This is a genomic window from Nonomuraea sp. NPDC001831 (genome assembly GCF_042892035.1).
In the GTDB taxonomy this organism is placed as follows: Bacteria; Actinomycetota; Actinomycetes; order Streptosporangiales; family Streptosporangiaceae; genus Nonomuraea.
Map to the genome: position 1 here is coordinate 187,903 of NZ_JBIATU010000005.1, position 13,013 is coordinate 200,915.

Consider the following 13,013-nt stretch of genomic DNA (forward strand, 5'->3'; position numbering starts at 1 on the left):
CGTCGGGAGCCGGGCCGCGGCGGTCATGCCTCGCCTCCCGGCTGCTCTTCCATCAGCCTGGCCGCCTCGGTGCGGCCAAGACGGGTGCCTGACTGCAGGGATCCCATCATGGCGCGGATCTCCTCGGGCGAGCGCTCGTCATCGTCCTCCTCGAAGTCGGGCTGCGTCGGCGTGTCGTCCCGCAGCGCTGGCGCCAGGTTGGCCTGAGGGACTCGGAACGGCAGGCCGGACGGCGTGAACTCGGTCACAGGCTGCTGCTCCGGTTCCGCGGGCGGTTCTGGTTCAGGTGAAGGCGAGGGTGCTGGTGCCGGGAAGGGGGTGGCCACCGCGTGGAGCTGGGCGGAGGCGGGCGCGGGACGCGGCGGGGTCAGGGTGCGCACGTTCTCGGCGGGCCGCGCGACCGTCGCCAGCGTGGTCCCGGTGCTCGTCCGGCGCGGCAGGCTCGGCCGCGTGTCGCCCTCCGGGTGCCGCGGCGCCGGGTCGAGCTCGACGAGCTCCTGCGGCAGCAGCACCACGACCGTGGTCCCCCCGTACGGGGAGGGCTTCAGCACGACCTGGATGTCGTGCCGCCGGGCGAGCTGGCTGACCACGTAGAGCCCCAGCCGGGCGGTGCCGGAGATGCGGAACTCCGGCGGGTCGGCGATGCGCTCGTTGGCCGCCTCCAGGTCCTCGGGCTTCATGCCGAGCCCGCGGTCCTCGATCTCGATGACGTACCCGTTGGCCACGAGCTGGCCACTGACCTGCACGTTCGTGTACGGCGGCGAGAACGACACGGCGTTCTCGATCAGCTCGGCCAGCAGGTGGATGACGTCACCGACGGCCCGGCCGACGAGCACCACCTCGCCCATCGGCATGAGCGTGACCCGGGTGTAGTCCTCGACCTCGGCCAGCGCGCCGCGCACGACGTCCACCATGGGGACGGCCCGCCGCCACGTACGGGCGGGCGACGAACCGGACAGGACGATCAGGTTCTCGGCGTTGCGCCGCATCCGGATGGCCAGGTGGTCGAGGCGGAAGAGCTCCTTCAGCTCCTCGGGGTCGGTCTCCCGGCGCTCCATCACGTCGAGGACGGTCAGCTGCCGGTGCACCAGGCCCTGGGTGCGGCGGGCGAGGCTGAGCAGGATGTCGCGGATGCTGCGGCGCAGCTCCGCCTGCTCGGCCGCGACGCTGATCGCCGTGCGCTGCACGGTGTTGAACGCCTGGCCCACCTGGCCGATCTCGTCGTCGCCGAACTCCAGCGCGGGCGCTTCCTTGGCGACGTCCACCACCTCGCCGTGGCCGATGCGCTCGACGATGCCGGGCAGGCGGTCGTCGGACAGCTCGTGGGCGGCGTCGCGCAGCTTCTGCAACTGGGCGAACAGGGAGCGGGCGGTGGTGATGGACAGGATGATCGAGGCGACGACGGCCACCAGCCCGAGACCGGCGGCCAGCACCAGCCGGACGATGACCCCGGCCGCGACGGGCACGACCCGGTCCACCAGGCGGTCGCCGGCGGCGAGCACCAGGGTGCTGAAGTCGGCCAGCGCCCGGTCGGCCGTGGTCTTCCACTGCGCCGCGCCGAACGGCAGCGCTCCGGCCTGCGGGCCCCGGTCGGCGATCAGGTTCTCCATGATCTGGAGCCTGCTCAGCGACTCGCCCTTCATCAGCTTGTCGAAGGCGGCCTGCTCGGAGTCGGGCAGCTCGTCCCCGGCCTGCTCGGCCAGGACGCGCCAGGCGCCGACCGTCCGGGTGAACTGCGCCTGCTCCTCGGCCGTGATCCGGCCCTGGACGAGCGCGCCGGCGAGCAGGGCGTCCTCACGCGCGAGCACCTCGCGGGACCTGTTCAGGGCCAGCAGCGTGCGGATGTCCTTGGCGACGGTCTTGTCGTCGACGGTCGCCAGCGAGCCGTAGAGGGTGAAGACGGAGTCGATCAGCTCGCTGTAGGCGGCGGTGGCCTGGAGCTTGTCCAGCCGGCCCGCGTCGATGGCCTTGCGGGTCTCCTTGAGCGTGCCGAGGCCCGCGAGCACCTCCTGCAGCCGCGCGTTGCCCTCGTCGTCGACGGCCCAGCTCACCAGGCCGCCGCCGGCCGCCTCGCGGAAGGCCGCGAGCAGGCCGTCGGTCTGCCTGCGCTGCTGCTCCAGGTCGCGGCGCGGGCCGCCCGACAGGTCGCTGAGCTTGACGACGGAGATCCGGCGCTCCCGCTGGAGCTCGATGAGCAAGGGCTCGCTGGGGCCCACTACGCTGGAGTCGACCTGGGAGACCCAGAGCAGGTTGACACCCTCGCGCAGGGTGACCCACGCAGCGAACGCCCACAGTGCCGTGAGGGAGAGCAGTAGAGCAGTGACTTTGGTCCGCAGGCTCGTATTGCGGAAGCCCATTATACCCACCCTGTGAAAGTCATTTCGCTTGCTCATCCGGACACGTCATGGCATATCGACGCTGTCGATCACGAAACTTTAGCGCAGTTTCAAACCGTCCCTCAAGCAACACTAGGCACTATCTGTACTTATATCCCATTTTTGACTCTGGTCGTCAAAAATGGGCAAAATGGGTACCCTTTATTGATGTCTGACTCCGCTTCCCCCGCTTACTTCGGCATCAGAAATACCCTGCTCAAGCAGTCCGACCAGCTCGCCGGCGTGCCCGAACCCGACCGGGCCGCGGTCCTCGGCAACGCCTTGGAGGCCGTCCCGGTGGCGGCGGGATTCCTGCGGCCCTACTCCGCGTTGTTCGCCGACGGCGACAGCTCCGCGAGCAGGCTGGCCTTCAGTTGCCTGTCCGCCGCGGCCACGTTTCCGCAAGCGGGGCGTGACGAAGTCGCCGAACTCGGCACACTCACCGCGATCCTTTTCGGTCTGGACGACATAGCCGACAACATCGCCGGCTCCTGGAGCCCGGACGACATCGTGCGGATCTTCGGCCTGCTGTCCGCCGTCCTGCGCGGGCAGGCGGCCGAGCCCGGCGAGGGGCCGGTGGGCGAGGCCCTGAGCGCCTGGCGGGACTGGTGGACGCGGATCGGCGCCCACCCCGGCATGGCGGCGTACGCGCCCGTCCTGGCCGAGCAGCTCGACCTGGCGGGCGCGGCCATGGCGCGCGAGCGGGTGTGGGCCGAAGGCCGCGAACCGTGGCCGGACTACGCGACGTACGTCGACAACGGCACCCAGACGATCCTGTACCGGACCTGGTGGGTGGCCGGCCTCGGCGTCCGCGGCCCCGAGCCCGCGCACGACCGGCGCTGGCGGGCCGTCCTGCCCGCCACCCACCTCGGCGCGACCTGCATGCGGCTGGCCAACGACATCAGGACGTTCGAACGGGAGCGCGGCGAGGGCAAGCCGAACTCCGTCCTCATCCTGGAGCGCGCCGGTACGGACACCGAAGCCGCGGTCGCCCGCGTCGCCGCCCACATCGCCGAGCTCAACGCGCGCTTCCTGGACGCGCTCGCCGAGCTGCCCCCCGAGCTGGCGGGGATCGCCGAGGGGCAGCGCAGGAGCGTGTCCTTCAACGGCGCCTGGTACCTGGCCAGGGACACGCACGCCTACACGGTCCGCGAGCTGACGGGGGACGCCGGGGCGCACGGCGGCTAGGCGGAACGCGCGAGGTGGGCCGCGGCGAGCTCGGCCGACCTCACCACCGCGACCGGCACGTACAGGTCCTTGTCATGCCAGAGGGGTACGTGCCGCTCGCCCGCCGCGCGCGTCAGGTACGCCAGCCCCCGTTCCACGGCCGCCCGCCGCCGGGGCTCGGCGCGGCCCGGCGTCAGCAGCAGGGTCTGCATCGCGTACGACGTCTCCTCCCTGGTGCCCGTCCAGCGGCCCCACGAGCCGTCGGGACGCTGCGTGTCCAGGACCCGGCGGACGGCCGCCGCCACCGCCCGCGCCGACTCCGGGCCGCCGAAGTCGGCCAGCGCGAGCGCGCAGCTCACGGTCGCGTAGTACGGCGAGGCGTGCCACCTGTCGGTCCAGAACCCGTCCGGGTCCTGCCGGTCGCGCAGCCAGGCGGACAGCCCGGCGATCGCCTCGCCGTAGCGCGGCGCGGCGTCGGGGCGGCGGGCGGCGTACTGGCCGAAGGCGTCCAGCACGTGCGCGTTCACGCTGATCGACACGCCCTGCTCGCCGGGCCAGGTGGCGAAGTGGGCGCCGTCGTGGAAGTGCCACAGGCAGTCCGGCTCGTACGGCGAGCCCAGCAGCGCCAGCGCGTACAACGCGACGGAGGTGGTGTCGGCGTCGGCCGGCAGGCCCGGCCCGGCCGGGGTGCCCTCGGGCCCGATCGCCGCCCGCAGGTCGGCGATCATCTCCGGCGGCACCTCGACCGGCACCCCCGCGCGGACCAGCCAGCTCAGCACCCAGCCGCGCTCGAACACGGTGATCGGCAGCCCGACCGGGACCGGGCCGCCGTGGATGCGCACGACGGCCTCCAGATGGTCCAGGACCGGGCCCGCGACCCGGCCGCCCAGCCAGGCGGCGGCCGCGGCGGGCGAGGCGCCGACCGTGCCGATGGCCGACGGACGCGCCCCGGCCGCGCCCCGGGCGGCCTCTCCCGCGATCTCCAGGGCGTGCAGCAGCTTGTCCGGGACGTCCTGCCCGGAGGCGACCAGCGACCTGACCGCGTCCAGGCTCCGGTAGCCCATCCCCGCGGGGAGGGGCAGCGGCGGGTGCCCGTCGTAGCCGTTGATGAGGGACACCAGCGAGGGGACGATGTGCTCGATGGCCGGCATGTCGGGCAGGCTGAGCGCCCCGGACGACGAGCCGGACAGCAGGATCGAGAGGGCGTCCCGGCCGCGTCCCGCCGCCAGGGCGGCCGCGTCGTGGTCCACGTCGGGGTCGCCCCGGCGCGCCGCGGCCAGCAGCGCCTCGGTAGCGCTCAGCGTCGGCACGAGCCCGTAGCCGTCGGGGGCGCCCCAGGAGCCGTCCTGATGCTGGGCCGTGAGGAGGTGGTCGAGCCGCTCCCGGTGCCCGATCAGCCAGGGGGCGAGGGAGACCAGCCGGCCCGTCTCGTAGACCGACGTGGAGACCTGTCCCCATGGGCGGAGCATGAGGCTGGAGATCAGTTCGCCCGCGCGCGCGGTGATGTCCGCCGCCGCGCCGGCGGCGATGCTCGTCGGGGTCACGCGCGTGCGGTCCGCTCGATCGGGTGCAGCCTCAGCATCAGCTTCTCCTTGGGCCGGGTCGAGGCGCCGGGCAGGGCCGTCAGCGGCTGGGGGTTGGTCAGCTCCGGCCGGTACCGGCTCAGCAGGTTGGCGACGACGAGCGGGGCCTCGACGTAGAACAGGTGCTGGCCGAGGCAGATGTGCGGGCCCGCGCCGAAGGGGATGAAGGCGTAGCGGTGCCGCCGCTCGCCCTTGCCGTCGGCCCAGCGGTCCGGGTCGAACTCCAGCGGCCGGTCCCAGAACTCCGGCAGCCGGTGGGTGCTGAACGGGCTGATCAGCACGTGCGTGCCCGCCTTGATCCGGACGCCGCCGACCTCGGTGTCGGCCACCGTCTGGCGGGGCACGATCCACGCGGTCGGGTAGATGCGCAGCAGCTCCTGCAGGACCATGCGCAGGTAGGGCAGCTCGGCGACCTGGGCCGGGCGTACCGGGCCGGCCACGTCGAGGCGGGCGATCTCCGCGCGCAGCCGGGCCGCCACCTCGGGGTGCTCGTGCAGGAGGCCCCAGAGCCAGGTCAGCGACATCGCCGTGGTCTCGGTGGCCGTGCCGTAGACGCTGACCAGGTCGTGCCGCACCTGGTGGACGTCGACCGCGCCGTCCGGGCCGCGCCTGCCCCTGACCAGGGCGGCCAGCACGTCGGTGGCCCCGTCGTCCGGGGTCTCGGCGACGGCCTGCTCGATCAGCGGGTAGACGATCTCGTCGATCTTCTTCTTGGCCCTGAGGAACGCGCGGTCCCCGGGCAGCCGCACGGAGTCCGGCACGAACGGCAGGAGCAGCCGGAAGGCGATGGACGTGGCGCAGGTGGCGAACTCGGGGGCCAGCACCGCGGCCGTCTCCCGCGAGATCCGGCCGCCGAACAGGACCTGGGCGACGGCCTGGTTGATGATCGTGGTCATCTCGCGCCCGGCGTCCACCGGCCGGCCCGTGCGGGCGTGGTCGTCGAAGGCGCGCAGGTAGTCGTCGATGAGCTCGGTCATGTCCTCGGCCAGCGAGGCCGTGTGCTTCACGGTGAACAGCGGCTGGAGGATCTTCCTGGTGACCGACCAGGTGTCGCCCTCGCTGAGGATGCCGTGGCCGGTCACCCGGCGCACGGCCTGCCAGAGCGTGCCCTCGCGGACGAAGTTCGCCGCGTCGGTCTTGAGGATTTGCTGCACGTGGTCGGGATGCGAGATCAGGTACGGGCGGAACGGGCCCAGATCGAGCCGCACGATCCGCCCGTCCGCCTCCGTCCCCATTTTCGCCAGTTCGCTGACCGGATCCTTGATCAGCCGCGGGACCACTCGGTGAAGGGGAAGCGTTCTGGGGTTGCTCGCGGGGGGTGGCGGCATTGGGGGGAGCCCCGATCCTGAGGATGACGCTGAAGGCAAGAGTGGCTATATCGCCATATGTGACTTTTTGCGTGATTATGGCATGATCATCCGCCCGTGATCAAGGTTGGGGCCCGATGATACGGTTGTGCTTCTTGTGGGATCATGCGAGCCGCGTCGTGGGGGCGCGCGGCCGGGGCCGTACACTTCGCTGACGGCCTGCCCCTCATCCGACCTGGGCGCTTGCCCGCGGGACGGTGCGGTCTTCCGGGCAGGCTCACGATCGTACTTGGGGGTGGAGCGGCGATGGATCCCGGCCGGCCGGCGGCACGACGCGACGACGACGTGATCGCGCGCTGCCGTTCCCTGCTCGAACCCGCCCTCCGCGAGGCCGTCGCCGAGCTGCAGCCGTGGGGCGCCCGGATGGCCTCCTTCGCCCTCGGCTGGCCCGACGTCGGCGACGGCGCCGACCCGGTCACACCGGGCAATTCCGGTAACGGCGGCAAGATCCTCCGGCCCGCCATCGCCATGCTCAGCGCCGAGGCCGTCGGCGGCACCGCCGAGCAGGCGCTGCCCGGCGCGGTCGCGGTCGAGCTCGTGCACGCCTTCTCGCTCGTGCACGACGACATCATCGACCGCGACGAGCGGCGCAGGCACCGGGACGCGCTCTGGAAGGCGTACGGCGTCGGCCCGGCGGTGCTGGCCGGGGACTCCCTGCTGGCGCTGGCCGTCAGCCGCCTGAGCGGCCACGGCGAGGCCATGCGCCACCTGTCGGCCGCCCTCACGGAGCTGGTGCGGGGGCAGACGGCCGACATGACGTTCGAGACCCGCCCGTGGACCGGTCCAGAGGAGGTCACCGTGGCGGAGTACACGCGGATGGCCTCGGGCAAGACGGGCAGCCTGCTGGCCGCCGCGGCGGCGGTGGGCACGGCGCTCGGCGGTGCGCCCGCGCTGTCCGACCGCATGTGGGAGATGGGTCTCGACCTCGGGATCGCCTTCCAGATCGCCGACGACGTCCTCGGCATCTGGGGAGATCCGCGGGTGACCGGCAAGCCCGTGCACAGCGACCTGCGACGCGACAAGAAGACCCTGCCCGTGCTGGCCGCGCTCGCGGCCGGCGGGCCCGCCGCCGAGGAGCTGGCCACGGTGCTGGCGAAGGGCGCGGGGGACGAGGAGACCGCGCGGCGGGCCGCCCGCCTGGTCGAGGAGGCGGGCGGCCGGGCCCTGGCCGAGGAGGTGGCCGCCGGTCACCTGTCGGCGGCGCTGGCCGTCATGGACGAGCACCTGCCCCGCGCCGCCGCCCTGCGCGCCCTGTGCGTCTCGGTCACCAACCGCAGCCACTGACCCGGCCCATGCCCGGCGCGGGCCCGGGGGCGTCAGGGGCGGGGCGTCAGGGGCGTCAGGGGCGGGAGGCCTCGTCGAGGAGGGCCAGCTCCTCCTCGCTCAGCTCCAGCTCCGCCGCCGCCAGCAGCGGCTTGAGCTGGCGGGGGTCGCGCGCGCTGGCGATCGGCGCGGTGACCGTGGGCTGGGCGGCCAGCCAGGCCAGCGCCACGGAGGCGGGCTCGGCGCCGCGCTCGGCCGCCACCTTCAGCAGCCCTTCGAGCGTCCTGCGCCCGTGCTCGGTCTCCAGGTACTCGGCCGCCTTCCCGGCCCGCGGGCTGTCGACCGTGACGCCCGGCTGGTACTTGCCGGTCAGGAACCCGCGGGCCAGCCCGAAGTACGGCGTGCTCGACAGGCCGGCCGAGGCCACCACGTCCCGCAGCTCGCCCTCGTACCCCCGGTCGACCAGGTTGTACGGCTGCTGCAGCGCCACGTACGCGGCCAGCCCCTCGTCCCGGGAGATCCGCAGGGCCTCGGCCAGCCGGGCCGGGCCGTAGTTGGACGCGCCGATCTGGCGCACCTTGCCCTCCTTGACCAGGGCGTCGAAGGCGGCCAGCGACTCCACCAGGGGCGTGTCGTGGTCGTCCACGTGCGCCCAGTACAGGTCGATGTAGTCGGTGCGCAGGCGGCGCAGCGAGTCCTCGACGGCCGTCCGGATGGTGGCCGGGGCCAGCCCTTCGAGCCCCTCCAGCATGCCGACCTTGGTGGCCACCACCACCGAGTCCCGGTTGCCGCGGGCGGCCATCCACTCGCCGATGATCAGCTCGGACGTGGACTCGCCGGTCACCCAGTGGGGGTAGACGTCGGCCGTGTCGATGAAGTTGCCGCCGCCCTCGACGTAGGCGTCGAGCACCGCGAACGAGGTCTCCTTGTCCGCGGTCCAGCCGAAGACGTTGGTGCCGAGCGATATCGGGAAAACGGACAGGTCCGTCGTGCCTATTGATCTCATGCGGCCATTATCCGCACCGCCGGCGAGCAGGCACGGACGGCGCCCCGGTCACGTCCGTGCCTGGTCGCGGACGTGCGGTCAGTGCTCGACGGCGGCCAGGTCGAGGGCGCGCGGCGTGAGCAGCCACACCACCAGCGCGCCGGCCAGCATCAGCGCCGCCCCCGCGCCCGAGGTCAGCGCCAGCGAGTCGGTGAAGGCCGCCCTGGCCGTCTCCACCAGCCGCGCACCCTGGGCCCCGAGCTCGGCGGCCACGTCGAGCGCGCCGCCTAGCGACTCGCGCGCCGCGTCCGCGCCGGCGCCCGCGTAGTCCAGCCCGTTCCGGTAGACCGCGGCGGCCACGCTGCCCAGCACGGCCACGCCGAGCGCCGCGCCCACCTCGTAGCTGGTCTCCTCGATGGCCGCCGCGCTGCCCGACTTCTCCGGCGGCGAACCGGCCATGATCACCGCGGAGGCGATGGCCAGCGCGCCGTTGCCCGCGCCGATCAGCGCCAGCGCGGCGGCGACCGGCCAGTAGCCCAGCGGCTGCGGCGCCAGGCACACCAGCAGGAACCCCAGCCCCGTCACCGCGAGCCCGCCGGTCAGCACCACCCGGGCGCCGACGCGCTCGGCCAGCACCGGCGCGAGCGGCGAGGCGATCAGCGCGGCCAGCGCGGCCGGCAGCAGCCGCACGCCCGTCTCCAGCGGCGCGTACCCCTGGACGAGCTGCATCCACTGCGCGAGCAGCAGCAGCACGGCCGCCATCGCGATCGACGTGGTCAGCGCCGTCACCACGCCCGCCGAGAACGGCGCGCTGCGGAACAACCTGATCTCCAGCAGCGGATCGGGCCTGCGCGCGCACCGCACCACGAACCAGCCCAGCGCGACCGCCGCGACCACGGTGGCGGCCAGGGCGGCGGGCGAGGTCAGGCCGTCCTTGCCGAACGTCTTGACCGCGTACAGCAGCGCGGCCATGCCCGCCATCGACAGGACGGTACCCAGCGCGTCCCACCGGCCCGGCCGGGGGTTGCGCGTCTCGGGCAGCAGGAGCAGCCCGGCGACGACGGCCGCCGCCATGACGGGCACGTTCACCAGGAACGCCGACTGCCAGGAGAAGTGCTCCAGCAGGAACCCGCCCAGGATCGGGCCGAGCGCCGCGCCCATCGCCGCCATCGCCGACCAGACGCCGAGCGCCCTGGCCCGCTCGCCCGGATCGGTGAACAGGTTCCGGATCATCGACAGCGTGGACGGCATGATCATCGCGCCGCCCACCCCGAGCAGCGCCCGTACGGCGATCACCTCGACGGCCGAGCCGGCCAGCAGCACCGCCGTCGAGGCCACCCCGAACACGGTGAACCCGGCCAGCAGCATGCGCTTGCGCCCCCACCGGTCGCCGAGCGCGCTCGCCGTGACCAGCAGCCCGGACAGCACCAGCGAGTACGCGTCGATCATCCACAGCAGCTCGACCGACGTCGGCCGCAGGTCCTCGGTGATCGCGGGCAGGGCGACGTTCAGCACGGTCATGTCCATGACCACGAGCAGCACGCTGGCCGACAGCACGGCCAGGCCCGCCCACCGCCGGCGGGCCGACAGGCCGGTGGCCGTCATCACGACCACCCCCCGGCGCCCGCGCCGGCCAGGAACGTCTCCCGCAGCAGCCTGGCGACGTCCCGGCGGGCGACGTCGCCGCGGCGCAGGCTCTCCCGGACGGCCACCAGCAGGCCGTAGACCGTGTTGCTGATCCAGCGGGGAGGCAGGTCGGCGCGCAGCAGCCCGGCCCGCTGGGCGGCGGCGAAGAGCACGATCTCGCGCTCCTCCAGCTCCTCCGCGCGGCGCAGCAGCTCCGGGTGCACGGCCATCGCGTGGTCGGTGAGGCCGAATCCGTACTCGTCGGCCACCTCGATCCACCCCTCCAGCAGGATCTCCAGGGCCCGGCGCAGCTCGCCCGGGTCGCCGGAGGCGGCGGCGGCCGGCACGTCCGCGCGCACCTGGAGGTCGTGCCACCGGTCGTGCGCGCGGTGGCCGAGCGCCGTCATCAGCTCCTCCCGGCTGCTGAACTGCCGGTGGAGCGTGGCCCTGCTGATCCCCACCGCCTCGGCGAGCTGGGCCATCGAGGCGGCCGGATGCTCGTTGAGGTACTGGATCGCCGCGGTCATGATCTGCTCCCGGCTCACCACCATGAGACAACTCCGTCAAATATGAGACATTTACGTCTCAATCCTACCCTCCGCCCGGAGGGCAGCAGGCTCTCGCCCCGGCGGGATGGCGATGAAGCCGCAGGTGGCGTTAGGGTGCGAGCTGTGTCGATCGGTGACGCGCGCACGCGCATCCTGGACGCGGCCGAGGAACTGTTCGCGGGCAGCGGCTACGAAGCCACTCCGACCGCGGTGATCGCCAGGCTCGCGAGAGTCCCCAAAGGGCTGATCTTCCACTACTTCCCGCGGAAGATCGACGTGCTGGTCGCCCTCGTCGACGAGCGCACGCTGGTCGAGGAGGGCCGTGAGGTCGAAGCCGTGCCCGGCGACCCGGCCGGCACGCTGGCCCGGCTGGCGCGCGGGCTGCCGCTGCGGGCCTCACCGGCGATGCGGCGCATCCTGTTCCGCGAGGCCGACACGCACGGCTCGGTCAAGGAGCGGCTCGGCAGGCTCAACGGCGAGCTGATCAGCAGGGCCAGGTTCGCGCTGGAGCTGGCGCTGCCCGGCGCCCGCGGCGACGCGGCCCGCCTGGAGGTGGCCGCGGCGACGTTCGCCGCCGTGCTGCTCTACCAGGAGAACCTCTGCCAGCTAACCGGTCACCAGATCGACCCCGACGCCGTCGCCGAACTCATCGCCCACGCCCTCGGCTAGCAACTCGTCGAGGGCGTCGCGCAGGTGGCCGAGCAGGCCCCACACGTCGTCCACGCGCTCGGGGCAGGCCACGATGCCGAAGTCGAGCATGCCGTCGTAGGAGAAGCAGGTGATGTTCACGCCGCCGGACAGGTCGGTCAGCACCGACAGCGGGTAGTAGGCCAGCACCCGGCCGCCGCACATGTAGAGCGGGAACTGCGGGCCCGGCACGTTGCTGATGATCAGGTTGATCGGCGGGAACGCCGTCCCGGCCAGCCGGAAGATCGCCGGGGTGGCCAGGCTGGTGACCGGCGCGGGCAGCAACGAGCACAGCTCGCCGAGCCAGCTCGCCGGCGCGACGGCGAAGCGCCGCTTGGCCCTGCTCATGGTCTCGCCGACCGCCCGCAGCCGTTCCCCGGCGTCGGGTACGTTCGTCGGCATCGGCGCCACCATGGCCGAGATCTGGTTCCCGACCACGTCCGTGGCCCCGCCCGTACGCACCGACACCGGCACGGCCACCACCAGCGGCTCGGCGGGCAGCGCGTCCCGTTCGTCCAGCCACGACCGCAGCGCCGAGGCGCACAGCGCCATCACCACGTCGTTGACGCTGATGCCGTTGGCCTTGGCGACCTTCTTGACCTCCTTCAGCGGCACCGACCCGAACGACAGCTCGCGCCGCGCGCTGATCGGCCCGTTGAACGGCGTGCGCGGCGCGGTCAGCCCCGGCAGCTCGGGGCGCTGCTTCTGGTCGCCGGTCACCAGCCGGGCGGCCCTGGCGATCGCCTGCGCGCCGGGCAGCGCGCCGGCCAGCGGGATCGCGTCGAGGTCGCCCGCGGCCCTGACCACCGAGCGGGCGGCGCGCACCGGATGGGTGAGCGAGCGCACGGCGGCGCCGGCCAGCATCTCCACCAGGCCCGGCGGGTCCTGCCGGTGCGGCGCCGGGCGCGGCCCGCGCTCCCGCACGCCCTCCGGAGTCAGGTCGAGCAGGGTCGCCAGGGTCTCCGCGCCCGACACGCCGTCGATGGCCGCGTGGTGCACCTTCGTGTAGACCGCGACCCGGCCGCCCGCCAGCCCCTTGATCAGGTGCATCTCCCACAGTGGACGCGACCGGTCGAGCCGGCGCTCGTGGATCGCGGCCACCGCCCCGGCCAGCGCGGCGTCGTCGCCGGGCGCCGGCAGCGTCGTCTCGAACAGGTGGTTGGCCAGGTCGAAGTCCGGGTCGGCGCACCAGTAGGGACGGTCGAGCCCGAACGGCACCTCGACCAGACGCAGGCTGAGCGCGGGGGAGAGATGGACGCGGTCCAGCAGCAGCTCGGCCAGCGCGTCCCGGTCCACCGCGCCGCCGGCCGGGTCGAGGACCGCCAGCCCGGCGACGTGCGCCGCGGTGGTCTCGGACTCGACATGGAGGAACTGGGCGTCCAACGGGGTCAGCTGGCGCATCTGCTCTCCCT

At 73.3% G+C, this 13,013-nt stretch carries 10 protein-coding genes; 3 read left to right on the top strand and 7 right to left on the bottom strand.

Features of this window, described 5'->3' with window-relative positions; all coding sequences use genetic code 11:
- Positions 1 to 23: 23 nt before the first annotated feature.
- Positions 24 to 2,357: a nitrate- and nitrite sensing domain-containing protein gene (locus ACFYYW_RS18775; protein WP_387650204.1), complete on the bottom strand. Its 2,334-nt coding sequence runs from the start codon at positions 2,355 to 2,357 to the stop codon at positions 24 to 26.
- A gap of 186 nt (positions 2,358 to 2,543) precedes the next feature.
- On the opposite strand from ACFYYW_RS18775, the gene ACFYYW_RS18780 reads away from it, so the two are divergent.
- Positions 2,544 to 3,563, top strand: a complete 1,020-nt coding sequence (locus ACFYYW_RS18780) for a terpene synthase family protein (protein ID WP_387650206.1) — start codon at positions 2,544 to 2,546, stop codon at positions 3,561 to 3,563.
- On the opposite strand, the gene ACFYYW_RS18785 is transcribed toward ACFYYW_RS18780, so the two are convergent.
- Complete coding sequence (locus tag ACFYYW_RS18785) at positions 3,560 to 5,086, bottom strand: prenyltransferase/squalene oxidase repeat-containing protein (RefSeq protein WP_387650207.1); 1,527 nt, start codon at positions 5,084 to 5,086, stop codon at positions 3,560 to 3,562. The genes ACFYYW_RS18780 and ACFYYW_RS18785 overlap by 4 nt on opposite strands.
- Positions 5,083 to 6,453 (bottom strand): cytochrome P450, encoded by a 1,371-nt coding sequence (locus ACFYYW_RS18790; RefSeq protein WP_352324447.1) that lies wholly within the window; start codon positions 6,451 to 6,453, stop codon positions 5,083 to 5,085. Before ACFYYW_RS18790 ends, ACFYYW_RS18785 begins: the two co-directional genes overlap by 4 nt.
- 285 nt (positions 6,454 to 6,738) lie before the next feature.
- Between ACFYYW_RS18790 and ACFYYW_RS18795 the strand changes: the two genes are divergently transcribed.
- On the top strand, positions 6,739 to 7,776 hold the full coding sequence (locus ACFYYW_RS18795) for a polyprenyl synthetase family protein (protein WP_387650210.1): 1,038 nt from the start codon (positions 6,739 to 6,741) through the stop codon (positions 7,774 to 7,776).
- A 55-nt stretch (positions 7,777 to 7,831) separates the two neighbouring features.
- On the opposite strand, the gene ACFYYW_RS18800 is transcribed toward ACFYYW_RS18795, so the two are convergent.
- The 3 genes from ACFYYW_RS18800 to ACFYYW_RS18810 all read right to left on the bottom strand — a co-directional run bounded on the left by ACFYYW_RS18800 (position 7,832) and on the right by ACFYYW_RS18810 (position 10,917).
- A complete protein-coding gene (locus ACFYYW_RS18800) occupies positions 7,832 to 8,761 on the bottom strand; it encodes an aldo/keto reductase (RefSeq protein ID WP_387650211.1) in 930 nt (309 codons plus the stop codon).
- A 78-nt stretch (positions 8,762 to 8,839) separates the two neighbouring features.
- The gene (locus ACFYYW_RS18805; protein WP_387650213.1) at positions 8,840 to 10,345 is read right to left on the bottom strand and encodes an MFS transporter; all 1,506 of its coding nucleotides are present in this window, start codon (positions 10,343 to 10,345) and stop codon (positions 8,840 to 8,842) included.
- Positions 10,345 to 10,917, bottom strand: a complete 573-nt coding sequence (locus ACFYYW_RS18810; RefSeq protein WP_387650214.1) for a TetR/AcrR family transcriptional regulator — start codon at positions 10,915 to 10,917, stop codon at positions 10,345 to 10,347. The genes ACFYYW_RS18805 and ACFYYW_RS18810 overlap by 1 nt, the downstream gene beginning before the upstream one ends.
- Before the next feature lie 120 nt (positions 10,918 to 11,037).
- Here ACFYYW_RS18810 and ACFYYW_RS18815 point away from each other — a divergent pair, with 120 nt between their 5' ends.
- The gene (locus ACFYYW_RS18815) at positions 11,038 to 11,583 is read left to right on the top strand and encodes a TetR/AcrR family transcriptional regulator (RefSeq protein WP_352328356.1); all 546 of its coding nucleotides are present in this window, start codon (positions 11,038 to 11,040) and stop codon (positions 11,581 to 11,583) included.
- On the opposite strand, the gene ACFYYW_RS18820 is transcribed toward ACFYYW_RS18815, so the two are convergent.
- Positions 11,521 to 13,002: a wax ester/triacylglycerol synthase family O-acyltransferase gene (locus ACFYYW_RS18820; protein ID WP_387650215.1), complete on the bottom strand. Its 1,482-nt coding sequence runs from the start codon at positions 13,000 to 13,002 to the stop codon at positions 11,521 to 11,523. The genes ACFYYW_RS18815 and ACFYYW_RS18820 overlap by 63 nt on opposite strands.
- Positions 13,003 to 13,013 lie beyond the last annotated feature (11 nt).